Source organism: Photobacterium satsumensis, from assembly GCF_050336935.1.
Classification (GTDB): domain Bacteria; phylum Pseudomonadota; class Gammaproteobacteria; order Enterobacterales; family Vibrionaceae; genus Photobacterium; species Photobacterium satsumensis.
In genome coordinates, this window is record NZ_JAKJSK010000006.1 from 1870253 (window position 1) to 1884091 (window position 13839).

The 13839-nt window shown below is 50.0% G+C and carries 13 protein-coding genes; 4 read left to right on the forward strand and 9 right to left on the reverse strand.

The window, feature by feature from the left end:
* Positions 1-2 precede the first annotated feature (2 nt).
* Positions 3-476, forward strand: coding sequence for a hypothetical protein (locus L4D79_RS08580; protein WP_428649987.1), 474 nt, complete (start codon positions 3-5; stop codon positions 474-476).
* A 156-nt stretch (positions 477-632) separates the two neighbouring features.
* Positions 633-2075 carry an amidohydrolase gene (locus L4D79_RS08585; protein WP_428649989.1) on the forward strand — a complete coding sequence of 481 codons (1443 nt, stop codon included), beginning with the start codon at positions 633-635 and terminating at the stop codon, positions 2073-2075.
* A 74-nt stretch (positions 2076-2149) separates the two neighbouring features.
* On the opposite strand, the gene L4D79_RS08590 is transcribed toward L4D79_RS08585, so the two are convergent.
* Both L4D79_RS08590 and L4D79_RS08595 read right to left on the reverse strand, forming a co-directional pair.
* Positions 2150-3199: a DUF2955 domain-containing protein gene (locus L4D79_RS08590; RefSeq protein WP_428649991.1), complete on the reverse strand. Its 1050-nt coding sequence runs from the start codon at positions 3197-3199 to the stop codon at positions 2150-2152.
* A 60-nt stretch (positions 3200-3259) separates the two neighbouring features.
* The gene (locus L4D79_RS08595) at positions 3260-4405 is read right to left on the reverse strand and encodes an HlyD family secretion protein (protein WP_428649993.1); all 1146 of its coding nucleotides are present in this window, start codon (positions 4403-4405) and stop codon (positions 3260-3262) included.
* Between the two features lie 226 nt (positions 4406-4631).
* Here L4D79_RS08595 and L4D79_RS08600 point away from each other — a divergent pair, with 226 nt between their 5' ends.
* The gene (locus L4D79_RS08600; protein WP_428649995.1) at positions 4632-5843 is read left to right on the forward strand and encodes a cation:proton antiporter; all 1212 of its coding nucleotides are present in this window, start codon (positions 4632-4634) and stop codon (positions 5841-5843) included.
* A gap of 30 nt (positions 5844-5873) precedes the next feature.
* Here the strand turns inward: L4D79_RS08600 and L4D79_RS08605 are convergent, their stop codons facing one another.
* The 6 genes from L4D79_RS08605 to L4D79_RS08630 form a co-directional block, all read right to left on the reverse strand.
* Positions 5874-6242: a carboxymuconolactone decarboxylase family protein gene (locus L4D79_RS08605; RefSeq protein ID WP_428649997.1), complete on the reverse strand. Its 369-nt coding sequence runs from the start codon at positions 6240-6242 to the stop codon at positions 5874-5876.
* A 222-nt stretch (positions 6243-6464) separates the two neighbouring features.
* Positions 6465-7709 carry an NRAMP family divalent metal transporter gene (locus L4D79_RS08610; RefSeq protein WP_428649999.1) on the reverse strand — a complete coding sequence of 415 codons (1245 nt, stop codon included), beginning with the start codon at positions 7707-7709 and terminating at the stop codon, positions 6465-6467.
* A gap of 57 nt (positions 7710-7766) precedes the next feature.
* The gene (locus tag L4D79_RS08615) at positions 7767-8729 is read right to left on the reverse strand and encodes a 5-oxoprolinase subunit C family protein (RefSeq protein WP_428650001.1); all 963 of its coding nucleotides are present in this window, start codon (positions 8727-8729) and stop codon (positions 7767-7769) included.
* Positions 8726-9442: a 5-oxoprolinase subunit PxpB gene (pxpB, locus tag L4D79_RS08620; RefSeq protein ID WP_428650003.1), complete on the reverse strand. Its 717-nt coding sequence runs from the start codon at positions 9440-9442 to the stop codon at positions 8726-8728. The genes L4D79_RS08615 and pxpB overlap by 4 nt, the downstream gene beginning before the upstream one ends.
* Positions 9439-10173, reverse strand: a complete 735-nt coding sequence (locus L4D79_RS08625; RefSeq protein WP_428650006.1) for a 5-oxoprolinase subunit PxpA — start codon at positions 10171-10173, stop codon at positions 9439-9441. Before L4D79_RS08625 ends, pxpB begins: the two co-directional genes overlap by 4 nt.
* A 43-nt stretch (positions 10174-10216) precedes the next feature.
* Entirely contained in the window at positions 10217-11011 is a 795-nt protein-coding gene (locus L4D79_RS08630) for a putative hydro-lyase (protein ID WP_428650008.1), read from the reverse strand.
* Between the two features lie 159 nt (positions 11012-11170).
* On the opposite strand from L4D79_RS08630, the gene L4D79_RS08635 reads away from it, so the two are divergent.
* Positions 11171-12058 carry a LysR family transcriptional regulator gene (locus tag L4D79_RS08635; protein WP_428650011.1) on the forward strand — a complete coding sequence of 296 codons (888 nt, stop codon included), beginning with the start codon at positions 11171-11173 and terminating at the stop codon, positions 12056-12058.
* 460 nt (positions 12059-12518) lie between these two features.
* Here the strand turns inward: L4D79_RS08635 and L4D79_RS08640 are convergent, their stop codons facing one another.
* Positions 12519-13823, reverse strand: coding sequence for an anaerobic C4-dicarboxylate transporter (locus tag L4D79_RS08640; RefSeq protein WP_428650015.1), 1305 nt, complete (start codon positions 13821-13823; stop codon positions 12519-12521).
* Between the last annotated feature and the right edge of the window lie 16 nt (positions 13824-13839).

Consider the following 13839-nt stretch of genomic DNA (forward strand, 5'->3'; position numbering starts at 1 on the left):
AAATGAGAAATCAATTCGAATTAGAAGCCGAGGCCGATCCACTAAAGTTGATTGCCATCACCCATTACGGCACCACACCAACCAATGGACAGGGCGAAACAGGCTTTCGAGTTTATCTGCGCAATAGCTCGCCGCGTGAAATCCAGACTATTGCCTTTTATGTGCAAGCCTATGGAAAAAATGGTCATCCTATCGGAAAGAATAAAGCCAACAGCTTGAAACTATTACGTTTCAACCAACGGCTTAAGTCAGGTGCTGGCGCTCATCCTATGTGGGCAAGCGCATGGACACAAAACGACTGGAACCAAGACCCATCGAGCTCGTCAACCATTGCCTGTGCCATGATAGATTCAGCGGAAATCGCCTACACCGACGGCACCATGGCGATTGTTACCAAGCAGGCTATGGATAGCATGACTTACAACCCCAAGTGCCTGAGCCTTGATGGCGTACAGTTCGAGTTCGGACGCCAATGAGTTAGCCAGCACTGGCTTAGCAACCAGCCGATACCTGATATCTGACACCTGTTCAGTTTTGTGAAACAGGCACGACCCACACCAAGCAAACGATTGCCAATTGGAATAATGATTCCTACAATGCATCCGCCTTTGTTCAAGATGCGATAAACAACAATGAAAACCACCGTTTCCCTACTGACTGCGGCGCTATTGCTTGCAGGTTGTTCGACCTTCACCCAAACGCACATCCAACCGAACTACAACGCCAGCCTGATCATCACCAATGGTCAAGTGCTGACAATCAACGATCAAAAAGACGTGATTGATAATGGGGTGATTGTCATCGAAAACGACACCATCATCGCTGTTGGTGACGAAAGCTTACTAAATCGATACCAAGCCCCTGAGGTCATTGACGCCGAAAATGGCATTGTCATGCCGGGGATGATCAACACCCATAACCACCTGCCGATGATTGCCTTTCGTGGGTTGGGCGAAGAAGGGATCGAAAACCGCCTGTTTGCCTACTTCTTCCCACTGGAAAAAGAGAAGCTCAGCCGTGACTTGATCTACCAAGCAACGAAACTTGGCGCGGTCGACCTAGCCCAGAGCGGCGTGACCACCTATGCCGATATGTATTATCACGTTGATGATATGGCCCGTGCGACCAAGGAAGTGGGTCTTCGTGCGGTACTGGGTGAAACCGTGATCAAGTTCCCGGTGGTAGATGCGCCCGAGCCTTACGGCGGTATTGACTATGCCATGCAGTTTATCGAAGAGTACCAAAACGATCCGCTGATCACCCCGGCCTTCGCACCGCACGCTGTATATACGGTTTCTAAAGAGAAGCTGCAAGAAATCAACCGCCTGTCTGCCAAGCTTGATGCGCCGGTCTTAATCCACGTTGCCGAGTTCGGCAATGAAGCCGAACGTATCGAGGGCAATGACCAGCAGCTTAGTCCTGTAGCATGGCTAAAAGAGATCGGTGTGCTTGATAACCGCATGGTGCTAGCCCACGGTATTCATCTTGATCAAAACGACATTGCGCTTATCAAAGAAGCTGATGCCAGCGTTGCCCACAACCCGATGGCCAATGCCAAAGGCGCAACCGGTATTGCCCCTGCATGGGAGATGTACCGCCAAGGCCTACGCTTGGGGTTAGGCACTGACGGGCCAATGAGCTCAAACCAAGTCGATTTGTGGCGATCCCTGAGCTATACCGCCAACATGCAACGCCTCAAGCACAATGACCGTACCATTATGATCCCAGAGCAAGTCATCGAGTTGGCCACAATTGGTGGGGCAAGGGCACTGCATATGGAAGATAAAATCGGCTCGCTGGAAGTCGGCAAAAAAGCCGATATCATCATTGTCGAAACCCAATCGCCGAACATGATGCCGAACTACAACCCATACGCGACCTTGGTGTACCAAGCCAATCCGGGCAATGTCAGCACCACTATCGTCAATGGCGACATCGTGATGGCAGATCGGGAAATCCAAAATATCGATATGGATGAGATGCAACAGGCAGTCCGCACCATCGAAGAAGACATTGCCGAGTTCGCCAAAGAGCTATCCAAAAAAGCCATTAAGTCAAAAAGCTTGATGCAGTGACTTTTGTCTACAAATTAAAAGCATACGTATATTTACGAGCTTGATTAAAGGGCTTAGCAGAAACTGCTATCTTGCTAAGCTTTTTTTGAACGCTTGAAGGAAAATCGTGATAAGTAGTACCGGCACATATCCATTACCTTAAACGCGATCCACACATACACGCCAGCCAGTAATATTTGTACCACCCGTTTCAATAGGCTGATACCCACATCACTGTCTTCGTAATACATTGCTCCGCCAATAAGCACTAGGAACCCATTGAGACCGGATGACCAAAACAAAGACGTTTTGGTCATTCTAAAAATTTTCCCTCCCCAGAACAAAACAAAGCACATGGCAAAAAGGCCCAAAAAAACGGGATGCGGAAACATCACGATAAGTTCATAGAAAATCACCGAGCCGATACCAGCAAAAAACATATTGGCCAACACACCAGCCCGGCCTTCACGGTATGCACCAACACTACTCAGCTCCATTGCAAAAAAGGCTGCAAAAATAGGTATCAGTAAGTCAGTGATACTAAAGGTGATGACAAAAGCCACCAGCGGCATCATGGTGACAGCCATGGTTAGCGCAACTGCTGTGATGTCACCCTGTGGACCGTGATGATGACCGAGGCTATTATCCAAACCTCCTTGGTATTTCGGCGGCAAAAACCAAAAAGATAATTTGGAAAGACACATAGCAACCAAGAAGTTAACCCATAAGCCATTGGCACTCTTCCAAGCTGTGATTGGGTCTATCGTCACCACGACCGGAATCGCCGTTAGGCTGATCACCCCGGCGGCAATGGCAAGGATATGTACCCCACTTTCCAGCGCCCAGCGGTAGAACCAGAACAGCGCCAAGCAGACATAAACAAGAAACACCAGTGGGTATGGGGATAGAAATAAAAAGATAAAACTCTGGCTAAATAACAGCAGGGTTACCCACAACTGGGTGTTCAAGATCTGCTTGAACGTTTGTGCTTTTGAGTCCTGTAACAAGATCACTGTCATCAACGGGCAGATATAGCCGAACTTCCAATGTATAAGCTGGGAAAGCAGAAGTGCTGCCGTCGCGCCAACAGCAAGGCGCTTGGCTCTGCGTGGCCAATGTTCCGTGGAGGGAGCTATACCAGCCATGCTCTGCCACCAGTCATGCTCTGCTACCAATCATAAATAACCTATCATGTAAGATCTGTATCAATAAGCGAAAGACAGTATGCTCATTAGGCGTAGCCATAGATGTGCCAGAGAGTTCAAAATCACGCTATCACTGGTATAGACGACCACATCGGCTTGACCATTGTGACGCAGGTTAACCATCTCATCCTCTGGCAATTGGTAATCTTTTAGCGAGATAATAACTGAGAACAACTGGGGGCTTCGCAGCCAACCTGTAGACTTTGGAGCAGCACTGAGCGAGCCTTGGGCGTAGGGCTTTCCGGTCGATACAGCCACAGCCGTGCTTTTTACCTTCCCTTTGAAAACTCTGCCAGGAAACGCATCGAGTGAAATTTCAACCGGATTACCCACTCGTATATTGCCCAGATTGTTTTCTGACATATACGCCTCTATCCATAGATCCGTGGTAGAAATAAAGCTCATAATGGGCTGGCCCGCAGTCACATAGTTGCCACGCTCTAGCTTAATCGAACCAATATAACCGTCAGAAGCGGAACGTAATTCGGTCCGGGATAAATCAAGTAAAGCTTGTTCGAGACGCGTTTCCGCAAGACGCAGTTTGGGGTTATTCTGGCCTTTGTCACCCAGCTCCTGCCGCGCTCTTTCAAGTTGGGATTCCGCTGCTTTGACTTGTGAACGGAGCGCTTTCACTCTCGCTCTTGCCGAATCCCCTTCCGCTTTGGGGTATATCCCTTTTTTCTCCAATGCATAGACACGAGCCGCTTGGGTTATTGCTTCATCCAGCATGGTTTGAGCCTCGCTCACCTTGGCTGCAGCCTCGGCAACCACTGCGGTATCTGAACCAATCTTTTGACCGGCAATAGCAAGCTGCGCCTTGGCCTCTTCAACCGCATAGACAAAGCGGCGTTGCTCAATCTTAAAGAACATATCACCGGCTTTTACCGCTTGGTTCTTTTTCACATACACCGTATCAATATAGCCCGACACATCAGGGACAACGGGGACTTCATAAGCTTGAATACGGGCGTTGGTGGTATAGGGGGTAAAGCGATCAGAGATTAGGTAATAGACCATGAAAAACAGGGTCAGCGATACCACAATCAATGTGGCCTTATGGCCATGCTTGGGAGCCTCATGCTCGTCATTGTTATGGCTATCTTTTGTTGGTTCTGATTCCGCTTCTGCGCTTTCATTCTCTTGCATCGCGATCACTCAGCTACGAATATAGTGAACCGTCAACTTCCCTCGCTATCGGGGCCATCTCAGTAAACGACGGTTACGGTGGAATAAAAAAGTGGGCACTTTCCTGTATAGCTATTTTAGTTGAGGTGTCCGGCAAATTAGTTTCTCAGCAATAGGACATTGCATACGTCCAGCAAGCTAAAATGATTGATAGTCCATCGCCCCTACTGACAATCGGTGGTTAGGTATGTACTACAACCTTGCTGTCCTTGCGATATTCGCCTTCCTTTTTAGTGCTGTAGCTGGACGCATTGAAAGGAGTGTTATTTCCGGCCCTATGATTTTTATCGGCTTTGGCCTCATCAGCGGACCGATGATGCTGGGCGTTTTAAATATTGAAGTCGACGCCGTCCAACTTCGAATCGTGGCAGATTTAGCACTGGCCCTAGTCTTATTTATCGATGCTGCCAATGCTGATTTATCCCTGTTGCGTAAGTTTTCCCACATTCCCGGCCGTATGCTGATTATTGGTTTGCCTTTAACTATTGCCCTTGGGGTAGTGGTCGGCTGGCTCTTCTTCCCTCAGATCCCCTTTTTCGAACTTTGCATTTTATCGACCATGCTGGCAGCAACCGATGCGGCTCTGGGCAAAGGCGTGGTCAGCAACAAGGCTGTTCCTGCCCGCCTCCGGGAAGGGCTCAATGCGGAAAGTGGCCTCAACGATGGGCTATGTGTTCCTGTGCTTTTCTTATTCATCGCCTTGGCAGTAAATAGCCAAACCGAAGGCACAGTTCTGGCGCTAACGTTATTTATCAAAGAGATTGGCATCGGAGCTCTAGTCGGCTTGGTCTTAACAGGGATCGGGGCTGGCGTGGTGCAATATTGCTACTTCAAGGGATGGTTCACCAGTATATGGTTGCAAATTCCTGTCATCGCCTTGGCGTTGAGTTGCTTTGCCGTCGCGCAAACTTTGCATGGCAGTGGATACATTGCGGCGTTCGTTGGTGGGCTGTTATTTGGCAAGCTTGCAAAAAAAGACACCCACGAATTGGTGCTTGCCAGTGAAGGCTTCGCCGAGTTAATTGTCATGATAACTTGGGTCATCTTTGGTGCAGCGGTTGTCGGGCAGGTCTGGCTTGGCATATCACTCAACGTACTAGTCTATTCACTGTTAAGCCTAACGGTAATTCGCATTATCCCTATTGTTATATCTCTGCACGGTACTGATGAGTGCTGGGAGCATAAGCTCTTTTTAGGCTGGTTTGGCCCAAGAGGGCTCGCCAGTATCGTCTTCTTACTTATAGCCATCAGCAACCCACTGCAAAGCGAATCAATCTTAATCGACGTTGTGGTCTGTACTGTCACCCTGTGTGTGATCACCCATGGGATCAGCGCCAATCTCTGGGCTAGTCGATTAGCGCGGCGGTCTCATGGCAACAACAAGGGCAACAGTACATAGCCATCAAAGGGGAAGGGAGGCTTTTGTTTTTTATTGCTCCTCAAACACTTCCTTGGCGGTGTTCATACCGTTGATTGCAGCAGGGAATCCAGCATACACCGACATCTGCAAGATTATTTCGGTGATCTCTTTTTGCGTGCAGCCAATATTGAGTGCGCCTTTGATGTGTCCTTTGAGCTGAGGCTGACAGTTGCCCATTGCGGTTAACGCGGCGATTGTAGCTAGCTCACGGGTTTTGAAGTCCAATCCGTCTCGTTGTAGTACATCGCCAAACGGGTATTCGATGGTGTATCTGGCGAGATCCGGGCAAACGTCACTGAAGTGTTCTGTCATTGCTTCTACAGCAGTTGGATCAAGCTCATTCAGTTTGTCCACACCGCTTAAATATCGGTTATTCATATTCTTTACTTCGCACTAATGTTTATATTTTAATCAAATAAATCAATAAAATAGACAAGCTTACATTAGCCACACTACCAACTCAATTTTGCAGCTAAGGATGTAACAGGTGAAAGCAAGGACAAACGCGGAACAAGGGAGAGACAAGAGAAACAAGAGAGGCAATAAAAAGCCCCGGCTCACCAAACAGTAAGCCGGGGCCTTTGCATGGGTAGCTTTTAATTAACCAAATAGCATGATGTAAAGGGTATAGAGGCTCATCCCTGCCATCATCACGGTGATAAGCCACCCAAATACGGATAACCACACTGGGTGTTTGTAGTCTTCACCGACAATGGATGCCTTGCGCGCAGCAAGTAACATAATGCCGAGAGTCACCGGCAAGATGAAGCCATTGAGTGCACCTGCAACAATCAACAACGTGACAGGCCGGCCGATAAAGCAGAAGATCAAGCTAGAGGTGAGAATAAAACCGATGATAAAGGCCCGGGAGTTACGCTCAATAAAGGGGTGAAGCGTTTTCAAGAACGAAACAGACGTATATGCCGCTCCAATCACCGACGTAATCGCCGCCGTCCACAGTACCAAGCCAAATAGTTTGTAGCCGATATTACCAGCGGCATGCTGGAACATCGAAGCCGGTGGGTTTTCAGGGTCTAGAACAACACCGGTGCTGATCACACCCAGCGCGGCCAAGAACAAAATCACTCGTACCAGCGATGCCAAGCTAATGGCAGAAATTGAGCCTCGGTTTACCTGCGGTAAGGCTTCTTTACCGGTGACACCAGCATCAATCAGGCGGTGCGCGCCGGCAAAAGTAATGTAGCCACCCACCGTACCCCCAACCAAGGTGATAATTGCCAACACGTTGAGCTTTTCAGGCCAGACTGAGCGATACAGCGCTTCACCCACTGGTGGCGAGGTTGAAAACAGCACATAGAGCGTCATCGCGATCAATGACCCACCCATCACAATGGTAAAGCGATCCATCACTTTACCTGCATCTTTGAGCAAGAAGATGGTTATTGCAATCACCGCACTGATCGCGGCCCCTACAACAGGAGTTATGCCCGGGAACAGCACATTCATTCCCATACCGGCACCACCAAGGTTACCGATATTAAACGCCAACCCGCCCAGTGCAACCGCTCCGGCAATAGCGATCCCCAAGCCCGGTAGCAAATCATTGGCAATATCTTGTGCGCGTTTTTTCGAGACAACAATCACCCGCCATATATTTAGCTGGGCACCGATATCAAGAATGATCGAAACCAAAATCACGAACGCAAAGCTTGCCCCAAGGGTCTGGGTAAAAACGGTCGTTTGAGTGAGAAAGCCCGGACCGACCGCTGATGTTGCCATCAGGAAAGCGGCCCCCATTATCAATGACCAGTTAAAGCGCCCTTGTGCTGGCTGCTGCGGGATCGCCCCACTTGCCGGTTGTTGAATCACTTTTTCTGCTGCCATGTGTTACTCCTGTAATTGTTCATTGCAGCGACATCCTAATGCTGCATTTGGTACTAATTATTCTGCGCTGGCTAGTGCCGGTGCCCGTCGCTTTCCCACATATCCTTGGAAGAACTCTTGCTCGATCATCCGCTCGGCCTCTGCCTGATAGAGATCTTTTTCCACGAACCGAATTTCAGCACCCGGTAGGCACTGCGCCAATTGGCTCACCCCCTTCGCCGTCACGCAGCCAATTTTTGGGTAGCCACCAATCGTCTGCCTATCCTTTAGCAAAACAATCGGCTGACCATCAGCAGGGATCTGAATTGCGCCAAGGGCAATGCCTTCCGATACCAACTTGTCACGCTGGCATTCAATCGCCTCTCCCGATAAACGGCAGCCCATCCGATCCATCTGCGGTGTCAGGGTATAGGTAGAATTAAAAAATCGCTCACGCTGCTGGGGAGAGAAATCCTCATACTGATAGCCGAGGATCACCTCAAGGGTTAATGTCTGGCTATGGCTTGGAATAAACTGGTGCGGAACCCGCTTGGTGAGCATGGGCTTACTGACTGAGTAACGCAGTAAGTCCTTAGCCTTGAGTTTTTCACCACAGCCTTGCATGCCGCCTAGCTCATCCCGGATAACTGTCGCGCAACTATCTAGCGGCTTCGGCACCTTGAACCCGTCCTTCACCGCTAAATAAGTCCGCATCCCCGCCCTAGCTCCCCTCAGTGCCAGCCTATCGCCTTGCTTGACTGTATATGACTGCCAAGGAACAATCGGCTGACCATTTAGCGTTGCCGCCATATCGGCACCGGTAATAGCGATGGTTGTTGCGGCGTAAAATTCGCCGCTAAATTGCCCCATCGTCACTTCGATTTGCGCAGCATTGCGATCGTTATCCAATAGACGGTTAGCCCAAAGGAAAGCATGTTCATCCATCGGTCCACCCGTGCTGACCCCAATAGACTGATAGCCAAAGCGACCAAGGTCTTGCAGCAAACTCAACGGGCCAGGGGTTAAAATTCGAAGTGTCATGCCACCTTCCTTACCTGTGCGATTTCCTCAGGCAGTAGGGCACCGCCCATATCAAGGAATGTCGCCTTATCAACCGGGATGAAAGAGACCTGTGCGCCCATCTCAAATACCGTGAGGTTTTCTCGCTCAAAATCGATCAGGTTAACCGGGGTACGGCCAATCACCTGCCAGCCACCCGGAGACTGTTTTGGATAGATAGCGGTTTGGCGGTCAGCTAACGCCAGACTGCCGGTAGGCACTTTCAACCTTGGTGTTTGCTTGCGTGGGATTTCAATCCGCTGATCGGTATTGCCCAAATAGGCAAATCCCGGCGCAAAACCGATGGCATACACACGGTAGGTCGTCGAGGCATGGATTTGGATCACCTCTTCGAATGTCAGTCCGGTATGCGCGCAAATCTCTTCAGCGTCCAGCGCCACCTCTGGGCCATAGTAAACCGGTAACTCAATGGTCTTCACCTGACTGCTCGACGCTGCATGGTTGCACTGTGCCAGCACCCATTGCAGCCGCTGGCTAAACTCACGCAGCCCAATTGCAACGAGATCAAAGCTAATCAAAATAGAGGTGTAGGAAGGGACAATATCAACCACATATCTCCCTAGGTGAGTCTGGATCACAGGTAATGCCGCTGCTATCTGCTCTGCTGTCGCAGGGCTAACCGCGTCTGAAAAATACACCATGACCGTGTTTTCGTTGACTGGGGACATCCTCATAGGCCATTCAACCTCGCATGCAACAACTGTGCGGTAGGCTGTGATAATGGTCCATCGCCATGAATACACAGGGTATCGGCATGGATTTCCACGGTCTTACCTGACAAGGTGGTCACCGCTTTATCTTCGATAAGCTGCAAGGCCTGCTGTTCAATTTTTTCCAGCGAGCTATGACTAGAGCCAGCGACCGTGCGAGGTGTTAAGCGCCCATCATCGCCATAAGCCCGATCAACAAAGGCTTCGAACCACAGCTTAATGCCATACGTCGCAGCGAGATCTTGATAACGGGCATGATCCGGTACAGCCATCACAACCAGAGGCAACTCGGGATTATATTGCTTCATCCCAGACAGTAACGCCTGAAAAACCTCATCGTTTTTCATCATGGCGTTATAGAGTGCGCCATGGGGCTTCACATACTCCAGCGCTGTCGATTCACTCTGGCAGATCGCCTGCAGTGCACCAAGCTGGTAGATGAAGAAGGCAATCAGCTCATCTTGACTCATTGCCATATGCCTGCGACCAAAGCCTTGTAAATCAGGATAACCGGGGTGCGCCCCAACCATGACCCCATGTTGCTTGGCCAGCTGAACAGTCTGCTTCATCACTACCGGGTCAGAGGCATGCATACCGCAAGCGATATTGGCCATATCCAGATAAGGCATCACCTGCTCATCGCTGCCTAGCTGCCATAAGCCAAAGCTCTCGCCCATATCACAGTTAATTTTCATTGTTATCTCCTTGTCTGGCTTCTTGCCTAGCTCCTTATGTGGCCTAAAGGAAGGCGAACTCGTCATTGAGCCTGTCGGTGATCAACATCTTGCCCGGCGCATGGGTGATACAAAACGGCGGCTTACTGTTACGCATGACATTCTGGGGAGTGACACCGCATGCCCAAAATACCGGGACTTCCTGCGGTTTGATTTCTACGGCATCGCCATAATTGGGGGCATTGATATCAGCGATGCCAATGGCGGCAGGATCACCGAAATGAACCGGGGCACCATGGGCTTTAGGGAAGCGAGTCGTCACTTGAATAGCCCGAATCGCATCGGCTGGCGTGAATGGGCGCATCGATACCACCATGTTGCCTTGAAAACGCCCTGCTGGCTGGCAGGCGATGCTCGTGTCGTACATCGAAACATTGCACTGTTGGTCGATATTGCGCACCCGCAAACCGGTTTGCAGCATGGCCTCTTCAAACGAGAATGAGCATCCCAAAACAAACGTCACCAAGTCATCACGCCAATGCTGAGATAGATCAGCCGCGGCTTGTTCAAACTGACCATCGTAAAACACATGGTATTCAGGCACATCGCTGCTGATATCAATATCTAAACCGATCGCCGCAAGGTGCTTCTCACCCGGCTCGGTCATACCGATCAACGGGCAAGCCACAGGGTTGCGCTGGCAAAACAGCAAGAAATCATTGGCCCATTCGGCGGGCAGGATCACGAGATTGGCTTGCAGGTACCCCTTGGCAAAACCACTTGTCGAGCCGGTGTACGCATTTTCACGAATACGCTGGCGCAACGCAGGAAGAGGGAGTTGTGATACTGACTCTGGCATGTGACCGCTCCTTGGTAATTAAATTGTTAACACCAAGTAAAGATACGGCTTATTTAGATAATGTCTATTCGTGATTTTTTGGGTATATTGATAAAAAATATTTATGTCGACATAAAAGATTGGCTGTAAATACCTTAATGGAATGAAGGGAGTGACCTGATGCTGAACCTAAAACAGCTGGAAACCTTTGTGTGGATCGCCAACCTCGGAAGCTTTCGCCTCGCAGCCGAACACCTGTGCACCACCCAGCCAGCCATCTCCACCCGGATCAGTAATCTCGAACATAGCCTGAACACGACACTGTTTAACCGTGACAAGGGGGCAGTCACACTTACAGCCAAAGGACGGGAGTTACTCCCCTTCGCCGAAAATATCCTCAACAGTACCGCCCAGCTTTGCTATAAAGCCGATGCTGCCAGTGCGCTATCAGGATTATTGCGGATCGGCGTCTCTGAAACCGTTGTTCACACTTGGTTACCTCAGTTTCTCGCTTCTATTAACGAAAAATACCCAGATGTCGAAGTCGAGCTGATCGTTGATGCAACGGTCAACCTAAGCAAAGAGCTGCTCGCGCATAATATTGATATCGCCATCCTGCTAGGCCCTATATCTGAGCCTGCAGTCATCAACCATGTCATTTGTGAATATCCCCTTTACTGGGTCGCCAGCCCAGACCTTGAATTGAGTGCTACCAGCTCAACCCAAGCCTTTACGCGTTGGCCAATCATTACCTACGCCCGTAACACCGTGCCTTACCACGAAATAAACCGCCACTTTACCGGGCAGAAAATCCATCCGGTCCAGTACTACTCAGTCAGTGCCCTCTCAGCCAGCGTGAAACTGGTAGAAAGCGGCGTCGGGGTTGCGACCTTGCCCAAGGAGGTCATAAAAGAGCAGCTCGAAGACGGACGCCTGACAATTATCGATTCAGAGTGGACTCCCAATCCCCTCACCTTTACCGTTTCGTATATCACGACCCCGGATAGTTTATTGATAGAAGAGGCGGTGAAGTTGGCGTTCGAGATGGTGGCCAAGCTTGGGCAATGAAATAGCTCTCTGGTGAGGCCATCGAACCATTGACTAGCAGTAGATTGATTTCATCACCCTGCCACTAGTCAACACAAAACGCTTCTAGGAGACAGATATCGCTATTAACATTAGTGTAAAATATCGTGATCTGTGAGCAAGGGCGAATCATTGATGACAGATCAATCAAAAATGATGTTCCCGCCCCATCAGCCGTGGTACTGATAAGTCATGTTTTGAAGTTATTTAGACTTATGAGCCTGAAGGGAGAAACGTATGGGATTTGTTATTTTTTCACTCGCAACTCTGATCTCTGGAGCCGCTTGCTTCATCCACTACAACTTCGGCAACGAGAGCTGATCTCGTTCGCACCTGATTAATCTCTGATGGACGGGATCCATCAGCCCAACGAATACAAAAAGCCCCAGCAATGACATTGCTGGGGCTTTCCACTCAGAGCCTATTCGCTCAATCTACTTCACTAAACCAACATACTCGCCAATAGGAAACCAAACGGTACCGCAGCAACAATGCCTAGCATGCCCGGAAGGAAGAACGGGTGGTTAACGATGTAACAGCCGTTCCAGCGGCGGCTCAGGAATGAACCGGTATCATCGGTGGCAATAGCAAATGCCGTTGTCGGGTAGATGTTCGTCATGTACAGCGCACTCACGGCCACAAAGCTCGCCAGAATCGTTGCAGGATCCACATTCAAAGCAGCCGCAATCGGAATAAGCAGTGCACTGGTTGCCCCTTGGCTGAACAGCAGTGCCGATGTCCCGAAGAATACGACCGCTAACAACGCTGGGTACTGCTCCAGTACACCACCAGCCACCGCTTCAATGGATGGGATATGCACCCCGATAATCGTCGCGCTGAGCCATACAATACCCAAGATAACCACCAAGCTTTCGGCACCATCGGCAAAAATAGGGGCTTTCTTAATAGAAGTCAGTGGCACCTTGCAAACCATGGCGGTAACGAAGCTGACCAGCAGCATCACGATAACGATGATATCGCGCGAGCCCAGATCATGGCCTAGCATTGGCTTGAATAGCAGCAAAGCGACAATGAAGACAACACCAGCGAGGAACAACCATACCGAGCGCTTCGCCTCTTCTGATGGCGCCTGATGCTTCTGCTGTTCAGGGGTAAAGTTCACCAGCCCTTTTTCTACACGCTCTTGGAAAATAGGATCGTCTTTGAGCTCGCAACCTTGTCGGCTGGCAATAAAGGATGCCACGATAACCCCAAACAACGCCGCCGGCATAATCACACTCAACGCCGTACCGAAGCTAACACCCATTTGTTCAACGACGACGTACATTGCCGCGGTTGCCGCCGAGATAGGCGAAGCGGTGATGGCGATTTGTGATGCGACCACCGCCGAACTCAATGGCTGGCTTGGGCGCACTCCATTTTCCTTGGCAACTTGCTGGATTACGTTAAGCACCGACATGGCGGTATAACCTGTCCCTGCCAAGGTTGTCAGAACGAATGTCGTGGCTGGTGCCAAAATATTGATATGACGAGGGTGGTTACGCAGCATACGTTCGGCCACATTGACCATGTAGCTCATCCCACCCGCCTGCTGCATCACAGACAACGCCAGGATCACCGACATAATAATCAAGATCACTGACACCGGGATATCCCCCGGCGGCAAGCCTAGGACAAAGACTGCAATCGCCATCCCCAAGCCACCAGCCAAACCGACCCCGATCCCGCCCAGGCGGGCGGCAAGAATAATTGCACCTAATAGTAAACACGCATGGATAATAATCATTGGATACCTCCGCTCC

Bases quoted from the DNA above. Each gene is read 5' to 3' on its own strand.
- L4D79_RS08580 (WP_428649987.1), top strand. From the start codon at position 3: ATGAGAAATCAATTCGAATTAGAAGCCGAGGCCGATCCACTAAAGTTG.
- L4D79_RS08585 (WP_428649989.1), top strand. From the start codon at position 633: ATGAAAACCACCGTTTCCCTACTGACTGCGGCGCTATTGCTTGCAGGT.
- L4D79_RS08590 (WP_428649991.1), bottom strand. From the start codon at position 3,199: ATGGCTGGTATAGCTCCCTCCACGGAACATTGGCCACGCAGAGCCAAG.
- L4D79_RS08595 (WP_428649993.1), bottom strand. From the start codon at position 4,405: ATGCAAGAGAATGAAAGCGCAGAAGCGGAATCAGAACCAACAAAAGAT.
- L4D79_RS08600 (WP_428649995.1), top strand. From the start codon at position 4,632: ATGTACTACAACCTTGCTGTCCTTGCGATATTCGCCTTCCTTTTTAGT.
- L4D79_RS08605 (WP_428649997.1), bottom strand. From the start codon at position 6,242: ATGAATAACCGATATTTAAGCGGTGTGGACAAACTGAATGAGCTTGAT.
- L4D79_RS08610 (WP_428649999.1), bottom strand. From the start codon at position 7,709: ATGGCAGCAGAAAAAGTGATTCAACAACCGGCAAGTGGGGCGATCCCG.
- L4D79_RS08615 (WP_428650001.1), bottom strand. From the start codon at position 8,729: ATGACACTTCGAATTTTAACCCCTGGCCCGTTGAGTTTGCTGCAAGAC.
- pxpB (WP_428650003.1), bottom strand. From the start codon at position 9,442: ATGAGGATGTCCCCAGTCAACGAAAACACGGTCATGGTGTATTTTTCA.
- L4D79_RS08625 (WP_428650006.1), bottom strand. From the start codon at position 10,173: ATGAAAATTAACTGTGATATGGGCGAGAGCTTTGGCTTATGGCAGCTA.
- L4D79_RS08630 (WP_428650008.1), bottom strand. From the start codon at position 11,011: ATGCCAGAGTCAGTATCACAACTCCCTCTTCCTGCGTTGCGCCAGCGT.
- L4D79_RS08635 (WP_428650011.1), top strand. From the start codon at position 11,171: ATGCTGAACCTAAAACAGCTGGAAACCTTTGTGTGGATCGCCAACCTC.
- L4D79_RS08640 (WP_428650015.1), bottom strand. From the start codon at position 13,823: ATGATTATTATCCATGCGTGTTTACTATTAGGTGCAATTATTCTTGCC.